Below are 18,492 nucleotides of genomic sequence, written 5' to 3' on the forward strand. Positions count from 1 at the left end.
GGATACGGTCAACGTCCCAGCGGATGCTGGCGTTAGAACTGGCGCCCAAGAAATAGTGTTCCCCGCCGACCAAGAAGCCGCCATGGGAGTCTCTGAGGCGTTTTAAATAGCTTTGACTGACTTGGAGATGCTCTGCGGCATCTGGGGTCCGTAACAACACGGGAGACCTTCCTGTTTAAGGCCCATGCACTGCGCAATCAGCCGGATGTATGGCTTGTAGTTGCTGAAATCAAAGACAGCATCACCGTGCTGTTCCTTGAGCCTCAACAGGTTTTGGCCAATCTGTTCAACGTCTAAACCACCTGCGGGGTAACGGAAGTCAACATCGTGACCGTTAACCAGCATGGCCAGCTTTCCCTGAGCTTTTTTCAGTTTCGACGCAGTCCGACTCATTTACAGAGCAAAGGATGAACGTTTGAAGTTCCACCCCGTTAGACGCAACGTAGAAGCGAATCGGTCCAGCCTTGGGAAAAGCTGTTCACGGGGTCACAGGATCGCTGTGACGTTGTCCGTGAGATGTTGATGAGAACCTAGCGAGCACTGTCTGCGGCTGTCAACCACAGCAGGCTGCAGCAAAGTGGCGCACCACGTTATTAACCAAGGCATACCACTCTTCCATCTTCGTTATTCAACAGCGACCAAACCTTCGGAGTACCGCTCAACTGCCGCTTGCAGACTAGATTCATCAACCCACCTGCCATATGTTGACATGTGCACGGTCGGGGTATGACCCATAAGCGCACTTGCTTGTCGAACGTGCAAAGGATTAGTTGAGCAAACATGACAGCGCCATGCCCACGAATGCCTCAGCGAATAAATGCTGAGACCTGGATTACTTCGCACCAAGTTTTGCCAGGGTGCGTATCGGCGAAGCAACTGCCCGTAGGCATGACCAACCTGCTTAAAGCTTTGCTTCTCCTCAACCTTGGAAATTTCGTTCAGAACCGGCTGGGGCAGTTTCACCAGGCCAGAGGCATAAAGCTGCAGAGCCTTCATTCCTTCACCTGCACGGCCTTCGATATCCAGTGGCAGGCACAGCCGTGGTGGCTTTGGCTTCTGCGCCAGTGAAGCCGTGTTCCTTTTGACGGCACCGGCATAAAGCCGACCTTCCTTGACGCTCAGCAGAGCCAACTCTGCGGGCCTGAGCCCATAAAGCGATATCAAGGCTGTCGCTAAACGCAAATCATGACGGCCATCTGCCTCCATCTGATCCAACAGGGCAGCAAGGTCTGGCGACTTGATTGGTGGGGTTAAACGCGCCTGCGTACTAGTAGCGGAAACACCGATCAGTTCAGCTGTGAATGACTTCTCCGGCGGCAGCCAACACTGATAGGCACCAGCCCGATCAACGGCGTAACGCAAGAAAGCCACGACGCTTTGAACATTGCGCCTACGGCCTTCACCACCAGATTCCATGTCGGCAAAAAAGAGTTGCGCGTAACGCTTCAGCAAGGCCCTTGAATCGCGTGGCTTGGGCTTTTGATCCATGCACACCAACAAACGATTCAGACGCGTTCTGAGGTCAGACAGCGTTGAGCTGCGAAGACCTTGCTTGCCCTTCAGGTACTCCTGCACAACAGCCGACCAACCTTGTTCAGCAACGCCGCTGTGACTGGAGGGAACTGCAAGTTCTGCGGTGTCTAGACGAACAGCCTCAGCAAGGCTGAGGTTGCGGCTTTCCATCAGCTGCCGAACGCGTGTGACGGCGTTCAAGATCTGCACTGAGTTGGTGGCCTTCCACTCAATCGGCAGCACCTTGGCGCTCTTGGTGCCGTCTTCAAAAACGCGAGTCAGCTTGGTTTTGCCGCTTTGAGCAATGACGTTCCAGCCGAAGCCGTGGTTGTCCTTGATCTGACGCCGAAGCGTTTTTTCCCATTGCTGGGCGGGCATGGAAGCGGGGCCTGCTCTAAGCCGTTCTAGAGCAGTTTTTAGAGCAAAACAGCTCTAGCAAGCCGCGGCCAGCTGTAGCCAGACAACAAAGAAGCGGCCTTACGACCGCTCAGAAACTAGTATGAGACTGGGCTTTTGGAGAGTGGGCGATACTGGGATCGAACCAGTGACAATCTCCTTGTAAGGGAGGTGCTCTACCGCTGAGCTAATCGCCCAATGCAGCGAATTCTGCCTCAACGCGGCAGCCTGAACACAGCCGTCATGTCGGTTCACGATGGCCTCCGGCAGAGCCCATGACCGCGCCACGCTGATTGTCAGTGCACCCATCGGAATGGCTGCTGCAATTTGGTGGGGAGCTGACGCCGGGTTCATCGCAGCGGCTGCATGCCTCATCGGCGGACTCTGGCTGTCACCAGATCTCGACACCCACTCCAACGCCCTGCGGCGCTGGGGACCGCTCCGTGGGCTGTGGTGGCCCTACAGGCACCTAATTCCCCACCGATCGCTCTGGTCCCACGGCCCCTTGATCGGCACAGCCCTGCGATTGCTGTGGCTGCTGAGCTGGTGGGTTGTGGTGTCACTGCTGATCGGGTGGCCCACAAACGCCGGGTTGCCGACGCTGGTCAGTTGGCTGAACCAGCAGCCTCAACAGGCCATCGCCCTCGGAATCGGGCTGGAGGCGAGTGCCTGGCTGCACCTGATCCTGGATGGCGATCCCTGGCCTGTGGAGTGGTCACCGCGGCGTCTAGGGCAACGGCGGCGGCGGTGAGAGGGTGGGCGCGTGTCGATCCACCCCTCCATGGCTCCAGACCGGCCTGATGCACTGCAGAAGCTGATCGATGTGGTAGCCCGGCTGCGGGATCCGGATCAGGGCTGCCCCTGGGATTTGAAGCAGACCCATGCGTCTCTGGTGCCCTATGTGCTGGAAGAGGCCCATGAAGTGGCCGATGCCATTCGCCATGGCAACGACGACCACCTCAAGGAGGAACTCGGCGATCTGCTGCTGCAGGTGATCCTCCATGCCCAGATCGGCCGGGAGCAGGGCCGCTTTGATCTGGATGCCATCTCCTGCGCCATCAGCGACAAGCTGATTCGTCGCCATCCCCACGTCTTTGGCGGAGAGCTCCGCAGCTGGGATGAAATCAAAGCCGAAGAACAGGCCGAAGTCCTGGCTCAGTCCACCAGCCCCCTCAGCGATCGGTTGACCAGCAAGGTGCGAGGCATGCCCGCTCTGGCCGGTGCCATGGCCATCTCAAAGCAAGCCGCCAAAGCCGGCTTCGAGTGGGACGACATGGCCGGCGTTTGGGAAAAAGTGCAGGAGGAACTCGATGAACTGAAGGAGGCCATCGCCAGCGGCGATCAGGGCCATGCCCAGGAAGAACTGGGCGATCTGCTGTTCACCCTCGTGAATGTGGCGCGCTGGTGTCGCCTCGATCCCGAGGAGGGGCTGGCCGGCACCAACCACCGCTTTCTCGATCGCTTCTCCCGAGTGGAGGCCGCCCTGGAGGGCAATCTTCAAGGCCGCAGTATCCAGGAGCTGGAAACGCTCTGGCAGCAGGCCAAGGCCCAGATCAGGGCTGAGCAGGCAACAGCTCACGCCTCAGAAACGTGATCACAGCGGTCCAGGCCTGATCGGCAAGATCCGGATCCCAGCGCCAGCCGTCATCACGCATGAAGGTGTGATTGGCCTCAAACAGCACGGTCTCGTGCCTCAGCCCCCGCAGGGCTTCGAGAACCCGTTCACGATCCTCAGCCGGTACGTGGGGATCTTCGGAGCCGAACAGCGTGAACAAGGCCCCCTTGATCTCGCCGGCCCGTTGCAGCGAATCCGCGATGCCGCGGCCCAGTTTTCCGTTCTGCAACCCGGTTGGATAAAGACAGGCGGTAGCACGCACCTCCGGTCGCAAAGCGGCACGAAAGGCGAGATGACCGCCGATGCAGAAGCCAATGGCACCGAGGCGCTGCTCATCCACCTCGGTCTGCTCACTCAGCCAGGTCAACATGGCCTTTGCATCAGCGTCGAAGGAGGCGATTTCAGTACGACGGGCCGCGTCATTGCCCCTCAGACGACCGATCGCATCGGGCTCGAGCACTGTCCCCACCGGCTCCACGCGATGGAAGATCTCCGGCGCCGACACCACAAAGCCATAGCCCGCCAGGCGATTCGCCAACCGCAGGATCGGATCGCCCAGTTGGTAAATATCCGAATAAAAAATCAGGCCCGGCCAAGGGCCCTCCTCAACGGGGCGGGCCAGATGAACCCGCATCAAGCTGTCGTCCACGGTGAGACCGATGGTCTGTTGCTCGATCCGCATGGCAGGCGGCGCGTTACTCCTCAAGTGTTGGCCGGTTGCTGCGCTGACGCTTGAGATCACCGCGCTTTTTCTTGGCCTCCAGACGACGCTTCACTGCACCGCGTCTCGGACGGGTGGACTTTCGCGATGGTGGCGGGGGCTGCAGACCCTGCCGCAGCAGGTCGGCCATGCGGTGCAGAGCCTTCTGACGGTTCTGCCACTGCGAGCGTTCCTCCGCCACCACCACACGCAAACAACCGTCCGACAGCCGGGATGCCAGCTGTTCCAGCAAGCGCGCCCGCCGAAAGGGGCCCAGCACCGAACAGCTCTGCAGATCCAGCACCAGCTCCACCCGTGAATCGGTGGTGTTCACCCCTTGCCCCCCTGGACCGGAGGCCCGCGAGAAGCGCCACTGCAAGTCCCCTGAGGGAATCACCAGGCGATCCGTGACGTGGAGATCCAGCACCATGACGCCACGCTGGCACTTTGGTCTTGACGGCCGAATCGCTGCGATGCAGTGAAGGCCGCTGATGGATCAGCTGGCATCAGTCAGAAAAGGCACGGAGCTGCACTCTTCCTTGCAGCCCCATATCCACGTTCATTAAACACTAGATGTTGAGTGCGGCAAACCTACAAACGCTCCATACGGTGTTTGGCGAAGTCCCCCTGAGGTCCTTAGCTGGAGTGATCACCTCTGCACCTCATGAGCAGCTGGATCGACGAAGAACACCGCGGTGTCCGCTATGGCCTTGCCGGTGATGTGCTGGTGGAGGAAACCAGCCCGTTTCAGCGCATCAGCGTGATCCGCAGCGAGCGCTATGGCAAGGGCCTGCTGCTCGATGGCTGCTGGATGACGGCCGAGCAACAGGAGCGGCACTATCACGAAGCTCTGGTCCATCCAGCTCTCTGCAGCGCCGAGGCGATCGAACGGGTGCTGGTGATCGGTGGCGGCGATGGCGGCACCGCCCGGGAATGTCTGCGCTACCCCGAGGTGATCCACCTCGACCTGGTGGAGATCGACGGACGGGTGGTGGAGCTGAGCCAGGAGCACCTACCGGGCATCGGCGCGGCGGCCTGGAGTGATTCCCGCTGTCAGCTCACGGTGGGGGATGGCATCGCCTGGGCCGCGAATGCTCCTGATAAAACCTACGACGTGGTTCTGGTGGATGGCTCGGACCCGGCAGGCCCGGCGGAGGGCCTATTCAATCGAGCCTTTTTCGAACACTGCCGGCGCATCCTCAAACCCGGCGGCGTCTTCGCCACCCAGAGCGAATCACCGGAAGCCTTCCGCGAGGTGCATGTGGCCATGGTGCGGCTGCTGCGTGAAGTGTTCGGTCACGCCGACCCCCTTTACGGCTGGGTGCCGATGTACCCCAGTGGCTGGTGGAGCTGGACCTTCGCTGCAGTGGATGGCCCCCGTTATCGCACTGTGCAGCCCGCACGGGCAGCCCTGGTGGCCGAGGGCTGTGAGATATGGAGCCCCCGCTGGCAACAGGGCGCCCTGGATGCCATCCCCGCCTTCATCGCACGGGAGTTGGCGCCATGACCCCTTTCGATAACGAAGGCGGGATCTTCATGGGATCCCGCCGGGACCCAGCCGGCTGCCGCGTCGGCCTGTTCGGCGTTCCCTACGACGGCACCACCTCCTTCCGGCCGGGCACCCGTTTCGGGCCTGCAGCGATCCGTGAGGTCAGTCAAGGCCTGGAAACCTATTGCCCGCAGCTGGATTTGGATCTGGAGGATCTGGCCTATGCCGATCTCGGTGCTGTAGACATCCCCTTCGGTGCACCGGAACCGGTCGTGAACGCCGTGCAGCAGGCCACGACGGCGGTGCTCGATCTGGGTCTGAACCCCCTGATGCTGGGCGGTGAGCATTCGATCAGCTCCGGCGCCGTAGCCGCCGTCGCCAACCAACATCCCGATCTGGTGTTGGTGCAGCTGGATGCCCATGCCGATCTCAGGGAGGAGTGGCTTGGGGCCCGCCACAGCCACGCCTGCGCAATGCGGCGCTGCCTGGAGGTGCTGCCCAGTGGCGACCTGCTGCAGCTGGCGATTCGCAGCGGCACCCGCGACGAATTCCATGAACTGCACAGCAGTGGTCGACGCATGGATGACGTCCAGGCCCTGAGGGACGCCATGGCCCCCTGGACCGGCCGCCCGATTTATCTCACCGTGGATCTGGACTGGTTTGATCCTGCCGTTCTGCCTGGAACCGGCACCCCCGAGCCAGGGGGTTTCCTCTGGAGAGATTTCGCAGCCGTAGTTGATGTGCTGCGTGGCCATCGGCTTGTAGCCGCCGACGTGGTGGAACTGGCACCGCAACTCGACAGCAGTGGGGTCAGCTCCGTTCTGGCAGCCAAGGTGACACGCAGCCTGATCCTGCTGATGGGTGCCGATCAATAAAAGTGCCGTGCATCAGCCCGTTGTTGCCGCAATCGGGTGTGCTGCTGAGCGATCAGCTCCACCACCAAGGTGGGATGGCGATGGATCAGCGCGAGAAATCCCGAGCGGTTCAGCCGGATCAGCGCCAGGGGGGTCAACGCTTTGGCATCACGGCTGTGGAACTGGTTGGTGGTCACCAGATCCTCGTAAAAAAACAACTCACCGGAGCCGTAGCGGATGCGGTTTCGGGGGCCACAACTAAGTTCCACCAGCCCCTGCTGAACAATATGAATGGCATGCACCGGTTCGCCACGACGGAACACAAAAGCGCCGGTGGGCAGCGTCAGACGATCAGCCTCAGGATGCTCACCGATCAGCTCAAGAGCATTATTAGATCGGTACAACGCGGTCAATTCGTGAAAAAAGACAAGAGATGATCATCGACTGAAAAACACATCTTCTTCGTGACATACATCACAGTCAGCGAAGTCTTGACCAAAGCTTCACCGAGTCTTAAGCGAAGGTACGGTCCAGCTCAAGCTGTTGATCCATCTGCGGGAGCTGTTCCCTACTGAACATGGGCAACTGAGGCGATCTCGGTGTCCAGTGATGGCAGACCACGAGATCTGCCACGTCCGCATGCACAGCCAAACGACGCAAGCGGCACCACCCTTCGGCTGTTCCGCCCCCCGAACAGTGCTGACAGCTGCGACAGCTGGGATTGGGCGTCAATAACAGACAGCGAAGAGCACTCAAGCTAGGGACGGTCGAAAAAATGGACCAGTCCCGCTGGCGAATCTGCGGGTTCCCTTCCAGTTGGTGAAGCACTCCATAAGAATGCTGCGGTCATCCTCCCGTTCATGACGCTGCAGCGCACACCCCTCCATCAGCTCTGCCGGGACGGCGGCGGCCGCATGGTGCCCTTCGCTGGTTGGGAGATGCCGGTGCAGTTCAGCGGCCTGATCCAGGAGCACAAGGCCGTACGGGAGCAGGTGGGGATGTTCGACATCTCCCACATGGGCGTCTTGCGACTGGAAGGCCCGAATCCGAAAGATGCGTTGCAACAGCTGGTGCCGAGCGATCTTCATCGCATCGGACCCGGCGAAGCCTGCTACACCGTCTTGCTCAACGAGAGCGGTGGCATCCGCGATGACCTGATCGTTTACGACTGCGGCGCCGTTGATGCCGAACGGGGTGCCCTGGTGCTCGTGATCAATGCAGCCTGCGCTGAAGCGGACACCGCCTGGATCCGTGACCAAATGGAACCGGCTGGCCTCACGGTGAGCGACATCAAGGCGGGTGGCGTACTGCTAGCCCTGCAAGGCCCGCAGGCCATCCCTCTGCTGGAGGAGCTGTCTGGCGAAAGCCTCAGCGGCTTGCCCCGCTTCGGACATCGCACCCTGAGCCTCAAAGGTCTTGCCCATCCCGTGTTCACGGGCCGTACGGGCTACACCGGTGAAGACGGTGCCGAGTTGCTGCTGACCGACGACGACGGACGAAAGCTCTGGCAGGTTCTGCTGGATCGCGGCGTCAGCCCCTGTGGTCTCGGCGCGCGCGACACCCTGCGTCTCGAAGCTGCCATGCATCTCTACAGCATGGACATGAATGCCGACACCACCCCCTTTGAAGCAGGGCTCGGCTGGCTGGTGCATCTGGAGATGCCTGCGGATTTCGTCGGTCGGCAGGCCCTGGAGCAGGCCGCAGCATCCGGTCCCTCAAAACGACTCGTGGGCCTCAAATTGCAGGGACGCGCCATCGCCCGTCACGACTACCCCGTGCTCCACAACGGCGAGACCGTCGGTGTGGTGACCAGCGGCACCTGGTCTCCAACCCTGGAGGAGCCCATCGCGCTGGCTTACGTCCCCACAGCCTTGGCCAAAATCGGAACGGAACTCAGCGTTGAGATCCGCGGTAAGGCCCAACCCGCCTGCGTGGTCAAACGCCCCTTCTACCGCCGGTCCTGAGCTGTGGGAAACTCGCCTGTCCTCGGCTGAAACTCCCATGCGCAGCAACGGTTGCGGCGACCTGCGCGAGCAGAACATCGACAACGCGGTGCAGCTGTGCGGCTGGGTAGACCGGCGCCGCGACCATGGCGGCGTGATCTTCATCGACCTGCGGGATCGCTCCGGCACCGTGCAGATAACGGTGGATCCCGATCTTGGGGCTGAGGCCTTTGCTGTGGCCGAGCACCTGCGCAGCGAAACCGTGCTGCAGGTGGAAGGAAAGGTGCGGGCCCGTCCGGCTGAATCGTTGAACGACAAGCTGGCCACCGGTGCCGTGGAAGTGCTGGCCAACGGAATCACCGTGCTCAACAGCGTTAAGGGCAACCTGCCCTTTCCCGTGTCGGTGCACGACGATGAGAACACCCGCGAAGAGCTGCGGCTGCGCCACCGCTACCTGGATCTGCGCCGCAAGCGCATGAACGACAACCTGCGCCTGCGGGCCCAGACGATTCAGGCAGCCCGTCGCTTCCTGGAGGACGCAGGCTTCATCGAGGTGGAGACCCCGGTGCTGACCCGCTCCACACCGGAAGGAGCCCGCGACTACGTGCTGCCCAGCCGGGTCTGCGGTGGTGAATGGTTTGCCCTGCCCCAGTCGCCGCAGCTGTTCAAGCAACTGCTGATGGTGGGCGGCATCGAGCGCTACTACCAGGTAGCCCGCTGTTTCCGCGACGAAGACCTACGGGCCGATCGCCAGCCGGAATTCACCCAGCTGGATATCGAGATGAGCTTCATGGATCAGCAGCAGATCCTGGAGCTGAACGAATCGCTGATCTGCGCCATCTGGAAGGCCGTGAAGAGCATCGAACTGCCGCGGCCCTTCCCGCGCATGACCTGGCATGACGCCATGGAGCGCTATGGCACCGACCGGCCCGACACCCGCTACGGCATGGAGCTCATCAACGTGAGCGACATCGTGAAGGACATGGGCTTCAAGGTGTTCAGCGGTGCTGTGAAATCCGGCGGCGCGGTGAAGTGCATCGCGGTGCCCGGCGGCAACGATGCGGTGAGCAACGTGCGGATCAAGCCCGGCGGCGATGTGTTCAGTGAAGCCCAGAAAGCCGGTGCCGGCGGCCTGGCCTTCATCCGCGTGCGCGACGGCGGCGAGATCGACACCATCGGCGCGATCAAGGACAACCTCAGCGACGGGCAGAAGCAGGAGCTGCTCAGCCGCACCGGCGCCGAGCCCGGCACCCTGCTGCTGTTCGGCGCCGGCGATACCGCCACGGCGAACAAAGCCCTCGACCGGGTGCGCCAGTACCTGGCCAAGGAGCTGGGCATGGTCAAGGCCGACCTGGACAACGACCAGTGGAACTTCCTCTGGGTGGTGGATTTCCCGATGTTCGAGTTCAACAGCGACGAGAACCGTTACGAGGCCCTGCACCATCCCTTCTGCGCCCCCAATGCCGAGGATCTCGGCAGCGATGCCTCCCTGTGGGCCGACACCCTGCCGGGTGCCCGGGCCCAGGCCTACGACCTCGTGCTCAATGGCCTGGAGCTCGGCGGCGGCTCCCTGCGCATCCACGACTCAGCCCTGCAACGCCAGGTGCTTCAGACCGTTGGCTTGCCGCTCGAGGAAGCCCAGGAACAGTTCGGCTTCCTGATGGACGCCCTTGATGTGGGCGCCCCACCCCACGGCGGCTTGGCCTTCGGTGTTGACCGGATGGTGATGCTGCTGGCCGGCGAGGAATCGATCCGCGACACCATCGCCTTCCCAAAAACCCAGCAAGCTCGCTGCCTGATGACCAATGCCCCGGGCGGAGTCGCCGACAAGCAGCTGGAAGAGCTGCATGTGGCCAGCACTTGGGTGGACCCCAGCGACGACGAGTGATTCCTCACCTGAGCTGAGCAGATCCCAAAGGGATTCAGCGCTTTTGTCGCACTGACGACGGCTGCGGGGAACCCTTAAGGCAGTCCAATTGCTCCACGCCGTTGCCCCGTCAACCCCGACGGACCGGGGAAACCCGCGATCGCCGCAGCCGCAGCACGACAGATCTGCTGCGGCTGTACCTGCAGGACATTGGCCGGGTTGATCTGCTCACCAACGAGGAGGAGGTGACGCTGGCCCGGCTGGTGCAACGACGGGAAGCGTTGCTGCAGCAGCAACGGGATCTGGCCACCAGTAACGCCGCCATCGGAGAGCTTTACAGCCTTGAGGAACTGCAGCGTCGGGAAGCCAATCAGCACAGCCATTGGCCCACCAAGCAGGAATGGGCTCGCGCCGCAGGCCTGTGCCTGACGGAACTGCAACAGCGGATCGAAGCCGGCTACAGCGCCTGGGCCCGGGAAGCCAACCTCGAAGCCCGTGAGCTCAAGACAGCCCTGCGCAATGGTCGCCGGGCCAAGGACCACATGATCCAGGCCAACCTGCGCCTGGTGGTAGCCGTGGCCAAGAAGTACCAGCAACGCGGCATGGAACTGCTGGACCTGGTGCAAGAGGGCACCCTCGGCCTGGAACGGGCGGTGGAAAAGTTCGACCCAACACGGGGCTTTCGTTTCAGCACCTACGCCTACTGGTGGATCCGCCAAGGCATGACGCGGGCTATTGCCACCCAGAGCCGCACGATCCGGCTACCGGTGCATGTCACCGAAAAACTCAACCGGATCAAACGGGCGCAGCAGGAAATCGCCACCAACGAAGGACGCATCGCCTCGATCGCCGATCTGGCCCGTGCGCTGAAGCTCAGTGAGGACACCGTGCGCCAGACCCTTGCCCGGGTTCCCCGCTCCGTGTCGTTGGACACCCGTGTGGGGCGGGACCAGGACACCCAACTGGGAGACCTGATCGAAGACGGCAAAGCCACACCGGAACAGAGCCTCACCCACGACGAACTGCACAACGACCTCGAGCATCTGCTCGATGAGCTCACCAGCCGAGAAGCGGCGGTGCTGCGACGGCGCTTCGGACTGGAGGACGACACGCCCCAGACCCTGGCGCAGATCGGTGAAGCCTTGAAATTATCCCGCGAACGGGTGCGTCAGATCGAAACGCGGGCCCTGCTGAAGCTGCGTCAACCGCAAAGGAGGAGCAAGGTGCGGGACTACATCCAGGGGCTGGATTCATGAACCTGAATCAAAGCTCCCAATTAACCTTCGGATGACGCTGGAGATCGAGCCCCACGCCAGGTAGCTTGAAGAGTCACCCGGGAGGCCATGGCCAAGTTCGTCTTCATCACCGGTGGTGTGGTCTCCAGCATCGGCAAAGGGATTGTGGCGGCAAGCCTTGGACGGCTGCTGAAATCCAGGGGTTACAACGTCTCGATCCTGAAGCTGGACCCATACCTCAATGTGGACCCGGGCACCATGAGCCCGATCCAGCACGGCGAGGTGTTCGTCACCGAAGACGGTGCCGAAACCGATCTGGATCTTGGTCACTACGAACGCTTCACCGACACAGCCATGTCGCGGCTGAACAGCGTGACAACAGGCTCGATATACCAAGCGGTGATCAACAAGGAACGGCGAGGGGACTACAACGGCGGCACGGTGCAGGTGATTCCCCACATCACCGGTGAGATCCGAGAACGCATCCACCGGGTTGCCGCCAACAGCAATGCCGATGTGGTGATCACGGAAATCGGCGGCACCGTCGGTGACATCGAATCGCTGCCCTTCCTAGAAGCCATCCGAGAATTCCGCGGAGATGTGGGACGTCGCGATCTGGCGTACATCCACGTGACCCTGCTGCCCTTCATTGGCACGTCAGGCGAGCTGAAAACCAAGCCCACCCAGCACTCTGTAAAGGAACTTCGTTCCATCGGCATCCAACCGGATGTGCTGGTCTGCCGTAGTGACCGCACCATCAGCGATGAAATGAAGCGGAAGATCGGGGGATTTTGCGGGGTGCCGACCCGGGCCGTGATCCCATCCCTCGATGCCGACAGCATCTATGCCGTGCCCCTGACCCTGGAAAAGGAAGGGCTTTGCTGCGAAGTGCTCGATGTGCTGGATCTGACCGACCACGACAGCGACATGGCGGCCTGGCAGGAGCTGGTGCACAAACTCCGCAACCCCGGCCCGGCCGTGAAGGTGGCCCTGGTGGGCAAATACATCCAGCTCAACGATGCCTACCTCTCCGTGGTGGAAGCGCTGCGCCATGCCTGTATCGCCCAGGATGCCTCCCTTGATCTGCATTGGGTCTGCGCAGAGCAGATCGAAAGCGATGGTGCTCAGACCCTGCTGAAGGGTATGGATGCCGTGGTCGTGCCGGGCGGTTTCGGCAACCGCGGTGTCGATGGCAAGATCGCGGCGATTCGCTGGGCCAGGGAACAGCGGGTGCCATTCCTGGGGCTGTGTCTCGGCATGCAGACCGCCGTGATCGAGTGGGCGCGCAACCAGGCCGGGCTGACGGAAGCCACCAGCGCCGAACTCGATGCCGGAACGCCCCATCCCGTGATTCACCTGTTGCCGGAGCAGCAGGATGTGGTGGATCTTGGGGGCACGATGCGACTGGGTGTCTATCCCTGCCGCATCGCGCAGGACACCTTGGCCCACAGCCTCTACGGCAAAGAAGTGGTGTACGAACGGCACCGCCACCGCTATGAGTTCAACAACGCCTACCGAAACCTGTTCCTTGAGTCGGGCTATGTAGTGAGCGGCAGCTCACCCGACGGCCGCCTGGTGGAGTTGATCGAACTCAAGGGCCACCCGTTCTTCACGGCCTGCCAGTACCACCCGGAATTTCTCTCCCGTCCGGGACGGCCTCATCCACTTTTCAAAGGCCTGATCGAAGCAGCCCAGCAGCGGCTGCCCTCCTCACCGGTGGAGGCGATACAGACCCAGCGATGATCCAAGACGCGGCCACCCTGCCGGTGGTGGAGACCTTCCATTCCCTGCAGGGGGAAGGCCATCACAGCGGCCGCAGCGCCTTCTTCATCCGTTTGGCCGGCTGCAATGTCGGTTGTCCCTGGTGTGACACCAAGCACTCCTGGCCAACAACGCAGCATTCAAGTCTGAGTGTTGACGACCTTGCTGAGCAGGCATCGCGTGCGCGTCACAACGGCGCCGCCTTCATTGTGATCACCGGCGGAGAACCTCTCCATCAGGATCTGGCGCCGCTGACCGAAGCCTTGAACAAACGCTGTGCACTGCCGATTCACCTGGAAACCAGTGGTGTGGACCCCTTAACAGGACGCTTTGACTGGATCACGCTCTCTCCCAAGCGCCACCGCCCCCCTCTCCCGCTTCTCCTGCGGACATGTCACGAATTGAAAGTGGTCGTCCACACCTCAGACGACATCGCCTTCGCCAAAAAGATGGAATCGCAATGTCCGGCCTCGACAGAGCGACTCTTGCAACCAGGATGGAACTGCTCGGAAGGTGAACAGTTGGCTCTGGAGCACGTCCGCCGCCATCCCATCTGGAGACTCAGCCTTCAAACTCATAAGTGGCTCGCAATTCAATGAACCATTACGCAACACCAAAACCACTCATACTCATGCAACTCTCAGGATCCATTCAGAGAGATTCATGAGAACACCCATCTTTGAAGACGCTATCATTCAAACGAACACTTTCCACAACTTTTCCAAAAAGGACCTTCAACGTAGTATTTCCGGCGACTAATGCCAAAAAAATATGGCTATGACAAGGCGGACGACCAAGGCAATAGAGCCACTAAAAGCATCAAAAAGTCCAATAGAAGTAGCATTAAAAATAAAAGTTTATCCAGACCAATTGTCGACAGAGATGGCAATGGCTTAGTCGACAGCTCCGAGAAGACTGGATACCAGCTCTACATCCCCGAAAGCGAGATTTTTATTACCACCGCATCTGGTAAAATATTTTCCGATGTAACATCTAAAAAGTGGTCAGCCATTGCGGCAGCCCCAGCAGAGAAAGGACATCAAGTTTTAATAGCGAACAATCAATCCAAAAAAGCCAAATACCAAATTTGGAGATTGAGAAGCAAGGGAATCGTCCATTTAAAAGGTCGGCGGCTCACAGAAAGAGCCCTTAGCTCACAAGGCTACGAGCAAGTTTTCGATATTGATTTTAATGGTGACGGCATCATTGAAGCTGACACACTGATCGACGCAGGAGACGCAGATTTCTCTCTGACGGGAACTGCAATGGTTGGGAAACGATTACGGGCGATGCGAGCTGCCGATGATCCAGATGGAAATGGACGACTCCTCATCACCTGGCAGTCATCATCAGGAGCAAGCATCTGGACAACAACCGACACCGGCAAATCGATAAGTATCCCAGCAACACTGGAGGGCGCTCAGGTCCGTGCCAGGGTTGAGTACAAAGATGGCGATAGGTTTCAAGAAACTGTCTTTACCCAGTCGCGCTTCATTCCATACATCGATCACGGCGATGCTGCCTTCCTAATTCAAGGCACTCCAGCAGTCGGTCAAACCCTCTCTATCTCACAATCCGTCGCTGATCCCGATGGGGATGGGACACCCTCCTTCTCCTGGCTCCAATCCCGCGACGGCATCAACTGGTCTTTCCTTAGCTCCAACCCCACCTTCGCCATTTCTGACAACCTGGAAGGGCAGAACATCAGGGCGGACGTCCGATACACCGATGGCCAGGGCTTTGAGGAATCCATCTCCACGAATGCTGTCTCCATTCCCTACGTCGATAGCGGCGACGCTGCCTTCCTGATTCAAGGCACTCCAGCAGTCGGTCAAACCCTCTCTATCTCACAATCCGTCGCTGATCCCGATGGGGATGGGACACCCTCCTTCTCCTGGCTCCAATCCCGCGACGGCATCAACTGGTCTTTCCTTAGCTCCAACCCCACCTTCGCCATTCCCGACAACCTGGAAGGGCAGAACATCAGGGCAGACGTCCAATACACCGATGGCCAAGGCTTTGAGGAATCCATCTCCACAAATGCTGTCTCCATTCCCTACGTCGATAGCGGAGATGCTGCCTTCCTAATTCAAGGCACTCCAGCAGTCGGTCAAACCCTCTCTATCCATCGCTCCATCGACGATCCAGATGGCAACGGTGATGACACGCTTGAGATCACCTGGCAAGCCTCCCTCGATGGAGTCAATTGGTCTCTCGCCAGCACCAACCCCTCCTTAATCATTCCCAAAACCCTCGAGGGGCATCGAATCGATGCAACTGTCGCCTACACCGATACTCAGGGATTCAGCGAATCCATCAGCACCGACGATCTCACCATTCCTTTCATCGACGACGGTGATGCAGCCTTCACAATCCAAGGCACGCCAGACGTCGGCCAAACACTCTCCATCCATCGCTCCACCGACGACCCAGATGGTAATGGTGATGACTCGCTGGAGATCACCTGGCAAGCCTCTCTCGATGGCATCACTTGGTGGGAAGTCGGAACTACCCCCTTATTCCAGATCGGACCTGAGCTCGCCGGACATCAACTCAATGCCTTCGTACGGTACGTTGATGGGCAAGGTTTCAAAGAAAGAATTAGATCCGTCAACGTCTCCATTTCAGGCGCCATTGAATCAAACCTCAGTAGAGTCGACGACTTCGATAGCAACATAAATACAAGTGGCAAGCTCAATGTCAACAGCAGTATTGACGGTGAACTTGAATCTGCTGGCGACCGCGACTGGTTTGCCATCGACCTGACAGCAGGCCGTAGATACCAAGTCGACCTGGATGGCGTCAGTCTTCACGATCCCTTCCTCTATCTCCGCAACGGGTCATCAGACCTGATTAATTTTAATGATGACAAGTCCTTATTCAGCCTTAATTCACAGATAATTTTTGACGTAGATAGCAGTGATACGTATTACCTTGACGCAGGCTCTTACGACGACGCTTATGCGGGTCGCTATACCCTCAAAGCCTCTGAGCTCAGTGCAGTAAAACCTAGTTTCAGCAGCACGGATGGTTACGGCCATGTGAGCGCCAGACGCGCCTTCGAAGAACTTTTGGATATTTCACTTGACCCAGTCGCCTCCATTGGCGGCGCACTCTGGGGAGTCGACAATGTTGATGCGCCAGAAGTTTGGAACGGTGGCAGCATTTTTCCAGGTACAACAGGTGGTGGAACTACTGTTGCGGTGATCGACACAGGTGTGGATCTGGATCACCCAGAATTTGCAGGTCGCATTGTTGCTGGATACGACTTCGTCGACAACGATTCAATCGCTGATGATGGCGAAGGCCATGGCACCCATGTTGCTGGCATTATCGCTGGTGCTAATGACGGTCAGGGAATAACCGGGGTCGCCCATGACACCTCGATCATGCCCCTTCGAGTTTTGGATAATGATGGCAATGGCTGGGTCAGTGACATCATTTCCGCAGTGCGGTGGGCTGCCGACAACGGAGCTGATGTGATCAATTTATCTCTGGGTGGAGATGGCTCCAGCCAGGCCATGGCCGATGCCATTCGTTACGCATCACAGCGCGGGAGCGTTGTCGTAATGGCCTCTGGCAACACCGGTAGCAATTCCCCCGACTATCCCGCCGCCCATGCCATCAATCACGGCATTGCTGTTGGTGCTGCAAACAGCTATCAATTCCTAGCCGGGTTCTCCAACCGCGCCGGGAGCACACCGTTGGATTACGTCACAGCACCGGGCGTCAATATCTATTCAGCTGTTCCTGGAGGCGGTTACGACACGTTCAACGGGACATCGATGGCGGCTCCGCATGTGGCCGGAGTTGCAGCCCTACTTAAAAGTTATAACCAGGGCTTATCAGCATCAACTATCGAAGATCTGCTCACAAACTCTGGTAGCAATTCACAAGGTAGAGCTACAGCATCAAATCAATCACCTCCGACAGGATTGACAATAAGTGATGTGATCACCCGGCAGACACTTGATACTTTCAGTGACAAACAACTCAATGGCACTTTGATCGCCAGCATTGACGGAAACCGGCAAGAATGCCGCTCAACTATCCGCTTGCTCAAGCGAGGGATTCGATCCAACGATGTCACTTACAAAGGCCTGGAAGATGTGCGTGTGATCGAAGCCAGTCGCAACAGCTTTGCCACGCTGAAGATCTCCAATGAGCGTTCGGTAGACCAGCGGGAGTTACTGAGTGAACTTCTGGCCACCAACCACTTCAATTACTTTGAAGTCGACCAACAATTTTCAATCGTCTGATCCATGACTTCTGTAGCCGTTGTAGGGACAGGGCTCCTGGGTACTGCCATCACCAAGCGACTATTAGAGAAGGGCTTTGAGGTTCATGTTTGGAATCGCAACCCCGCGCGTTTGGCAGATCTGCAAGAGCTTGGGGCGCACGCCATCCAAGAGCTGCACGGAGCTGCCCAAGGACGCCAAGCCGTCATCACCGTGTTGCGCGACGGAGCAGTTACAGCAAACGTGATCCATGCACTTGGGCCAATCCATGGCTCCACCGTGATGCCGATGGGAACCATGGGCATCACGGAAATCCGCAGCTTGGCTGAACAGGTTCAGCATCAGAACGGACACTGTTTGGAAGCGCCTGTGCTGGGCAGCAAACCTCAGGCCTTGAAAGGAGAACTGTTGGTGATGGCCGGTGGTGAGCCGGCGCTGTTTGACCAGCAGAGACCGCTCCTGGAGCATCTCTCACAAGAGCCAATGCTGGTGGGACCGATCGGCAGCGGTGCTGCCACCAAGCTTGCGCTCAATCAACTGATCGCCAGCCTTACCCACGCCTTTTCTCTGTCGCTGCGACTGGTGCAGCAGGCAGGCGTGCACGTTGAGACGTTCATGGCCATCCTGAGGCCCTCGGCGCTCTATGCCCCCACCTTCGATAAGAAGCTGCAGCGGATGCTGGAGGGTCACTATGACGACCCGAACTTCAGCACAGCCCTGCTGCGCAAGGACCTGCACCTGTTCCTGGAGGAGGCGACCGCTGCTGGACTCCAAATCCAAGGGCTGCAGGGTCTGGACGCCCTGCTGGAACAGTCATCCGGTAGCCAACTGGATGACCTCGACTATTGCGCCCTGCATGAGCTGACGCAAGAAAGTTTTTAA

At 59.4% G+C, this 18,492-nt stretch carries 16 protein-coding genes and 1 tRNA gene; 11 read left to right on the forward strand and 6 right to left on the reverse strand.

Annotated features, from left to right (window positions below):
* Positions 1-102: 102 nt before the first annotated feature.
* The 3 genes from SynA1524_RS12275 to SynA1524_RS12285 all read right to left on the reverse strand — a co-directional run bounded on the left by SynA1524_RS12275 (position 103) and on the right by SynA1524_RS12285 (position 2,105).
* Entirely contained in the window at positions 103-393 is a 291-nt protein-coding gene (locus SynA1524_RS12275) for a hypothetical protein (protein ID WP_186498311.1), read from the reverse strand.
* 231 nt (positions 394-624) lie between these two features.
* A complete protein-coding gene (locus tag SynA1524_RS12280; RefSeq protein ID WP_186498312.1) occupies positions 625-1,890 on the reverse strand; it encodes a site-specific integrase in 1,266 nt (421 codons plus the stop codon).
* Between the two features lie 143 nt (positions 1,891-2,033).
* Positions 2,034-2,105: transfer RNA gene (locus SynA1524_RS12285), tRNA-Val, on the reverse strand.
* Between the two features lie 59 nt (positions 2,106-2,164).
* Between SynA1524_RS12285 and SynA1524_RS12290 the strand changes: the two genes are divergently transcribed.
* Both SynA1524_RS12290 and mazG read left to right on the forward strand, forming a co-directional pair.
* Positions 2,165-2,659, forward strand: a complete 495-nt coding sequence (locus tag SynA1524_RS12290) for a metal-binding protein (protein ID WP_186498313.1) — start codon at positions 2,165-2,167, stop codon at positions 2,657-2,659.
* A gap of 30 nt (positions 2,660-2,689) precedes the next feature.
* On the forward strand, positions 2,690-3,502 hold the full coding sequence (gene mazG / locus SynA1524_RS12295; protein ID WP_186499647.1) for a nucleoside triphosphate pyrophosphohydrolase: 813 nt from the start codon (positions 2,690-2,692) through the stop codon (positions 3,500-3,502).
* Here mazG and SynA1524_RS12300 read toward each other — a convergent pair.
* Both SynA1524_RS12300 and arfB read right to left on the reverse strand, forming a co-directional pair.
* Entirely contained in the window at positions 3,462-4,205 is a 744-nt protein-coding gene (locus SynA1524_RS12300) for a dienelactone hydrolase family protein (protein WP_186498314.1), read from the reverse strand. The genes mazG and SynA1524_RS12300 overlap by 41 nt on opposite strands.
* 13 nt (positions 4,206-4,218) lie before the next feature.
* The gene (gene arfB / locus SynA1524_RS12305; RefSeq protein WP_186498315.1) at positions 4,219-4,653 is read right to left on the reverse strand and encodes an alternative ribosome rescue aminoacyl-tRNA hydrolase ArfB; all 435 of its coding nucleotides are present in this window, start codon (positions 4,651-4,653) and stop codon (positions 4,219-4,221) included.
* Between the two features lie 234 nt (positions 4,654-4,887).
* Here arfB and speE point away from each other — a divergent pair, with 234 nt between their 5' ends.
* On the forward strand, positions 4,888-5,730 hold the full coding sequence (speE, locus tag SynA1524_RS12310; protein WP_186498316.1) for a polyamine aminopropyltransferase: 843 nt from the start codon (positions 4,888-4,890) through the stop codon (positions 5,728-5,730).
* Positions 5,727-6,587: an agmatinase gene (gene speB / locus SynA1524_RS12315; protein ID WP_186498317.1), complete on the forward strand. Its 861-nt coding sequence runs from the start codon at positions 5,727-5,729 to the stop codon at positions 6,585-6,587. Before speE ends, speB begins: the two co-directional genes overlap by 4 nt.
* Here speB and SynA1524_RS12320 read toward each other — a convergent pair.
* Positions 6,581-6,979 carry a cyclic nucleotide-binding domain-containing protein gene (locus SynA1524_RS12320; RefSeq protein ID WP_286188593.1) on the reverse strand — a complete coding sequence of 133 codons (399 nt, stop codon included), beginning with the start codon at positions 6,977-6,979 and terminating at the stop codon, positions 6,581-6,583. The genes speB and SynA1524_RS12320 overlap by 7 nt on opposite strands.
* 447 nt (positions 6,980-7,426) lie before the next feature.
* Here SynA1524_RS12320 and gcvT point away from each other — a divergent pair, with 447 nt between their 5' ends.
* The 7 genes from gcvT to SynA1524_RS12355 all read left to right on the forward strand — a co-directional run bounded on the left by gcvT (position 7,427) and on the right by SynA1524_RS12355 (position 18,492).
* Positions 7,427-8,530, forward strand: coding sequence for a glycine cleavage system aminomethyltransferase GcvT (gcvT, locus tag SynA1524_RS12325; RefSeq protein ID WP_186498318.1), 1,104 nt, complete (start codon positions 7,427-7,429; stop codon positions 8,528-8,530).
* Positions 8,531-8,567: 37 nt separating this feature from the next.
* Positions 8,568-10,397 (forward strand): aspartate--tRNA ligase, encoded by a 1,830-nt coding sequence (gene aspS / locus SynA1524_RS12330; protein WP_186498319.1) that lies wholly within the window; start codon positions 8,568-8,570, stop codon positions 10,395-10,397.
* 101 nt (positions 10,398-10,498) lie between these two features.
* Positions 10,499-11,632 (forward strand): RNA polymerase sigma factor, RpoD/SigA family, encoded by a 1,134-nt coding sequence (locus SynA1524_RS12335; protein WP_186498320.1) that lies wholly within the window; start codon positions 10,499-10,501, stop codon positions 11,630-11,632.
* An 87-nt stretch (positions 11,633-11,719) separates the two neighbouring features.
* Positions 11,720-13,354, forward strand: a complete 1,635-nt coding sequence (pyrG, locus tag SynA1524_RS12340; RefSeq protein WP_186498321.1) for a CTP synthase — start codon at positions 11,720-11,722, stop codon at positions 13,352-13,354.
* A complete protein-coding gene (locus SynA1524_RS12345) occupies positions 13,351-13,971 on the forward strand; it encodes a 7-carboxy-7-deazaguanine synthase QueE (protein ID WP_186498322.1) in 621 nt (206 codons plus the stop codon). The genes pyrG and SynA1524_RS12345 overlap by 4 nt, the downstream gene beginning before the upstream one ends.
* Before the next feature lie 159 nt (positions 13,972-14,130).
* Positions 14,131-17,631, forward strand: coding sequence for a S8 family serine peptidase (locus tag SynA1524_RS12350; RefSeq protein WP_186498323.1), 3,501 nt, complete (start codon positions 14,131-14,133; stop codon positions 17,629-17,631).
* Between the two features lie 3 nt (positions 17,632-17,634).
* Positions 17,635-18,492, forward strand: a complete 858-nt coding sequence (locus SynA1524_RS12355; protein WP_186498324.1) for an NAD(P)-dependent oxidoreductase — start codon at positions 17,635-17,637, stop codon at positions 18,490-18,492.

It is taken from the genome of Synechococcus sp. A15-24, assembly GCF_014280195.1.
Classification (GTDB): domain Bacteria; phylum Cyanobacteriota; class Cyanobacteriia; order PCC-6307; family Cyanobiaceae; genus Parasynechococcus.

Coding starts and splice junctions, on each gene's coding strand:
- SynA1524_RS12275 (WP_186498311.1), bottom strand. CDS start 393: ATGAGTCGGACTGCGTCGAAACTGAAAAAAGCTCAGGGAAAGCTGGCC.
- SynA1524_RS12280 (WP_186498312.1), bottom strand. CDS start 1,890: ATGCCCGCCCAGCAATGGGAAAAAACGCTTCGGCGTCAGATCAAGGAC.
- SynA1524_RS12290 (WP_186498313.1), top strand. CDS start 2,165: ATGGCCTCCGGCAGAGCCCATGACCGCGCCACGCTGATTGTCAGTGCA.
- mazG (WP_186499647.1), top strand. CDS start 2,690: ATGGCTCCAGACCGGCCTGATGCACTGCAGAAGCTGATCGATGTGGTA.
- SynA1524_RS12300 (WP_186498314.1), bottom strand. CDS start 4,205: ATGCGGATCGAGCAACAGACCATCGGTCTCACCGTGGACGACAGCTTG.
- arfB (WP_186498315.1), bottom strand. CDS start 4,653: ATGGTGCTGGATCTCCACGTCACGGATCGCCTGGTGATTCCCTCAGGG.
- speE (WP_186498316.1), top strand. CDS start 4,888: ATGAGCAGCTGGATCGACGAAGAACACCGCGGTGTCCGCTATGGCCTT.
- speB (WP_186498317.1), top strand. CDS start 5,727: ATGACCCCTTTCGATAACGAAGGCGGGATCTTCATGGGATCCCGCCGG.
- gcvT (WP_186498318.1), top strand. CDS start 7,427: ATGACGCTGCAGCGCACACCCCTCCATCAGCTCTGCCGGGACGGCGGC.
- aspS (WP_186498319.1), top strand. CDS start 8,568: ATGCGCAGCAACGGTTGCGGCGACCTGCGCGAGCAGAACATCGACAAC.
- pyrG (WP_186498321.1), top strand. CDS start 11,720: ATGGCCAAGTTCGTCTTCATCACCGGTGGTGTGGTCTCCAGCATCGGC.
- SynA1524_RS12345 (WP_186498322.1), top strand. CDS start 13,351: ATGATCCAAGACGCGGCCACCCTGCCGGTGGTGGAGACCTTCCATTCC.
- SynA1524_RS12350 (WP_186498323.1), top strand. CDS start 14,131: ATGCCAAAAAAATATGGCTATGACAAGGCGGACGACCAAGGCAATAGA.
- SynA1524_RS12355 (WP_186498324.1), top strand. CDS start 17,635: ATGACTTCTGTAGCCGTTGTAGGGACAGGGCTCCTGGGTACTGCCATC.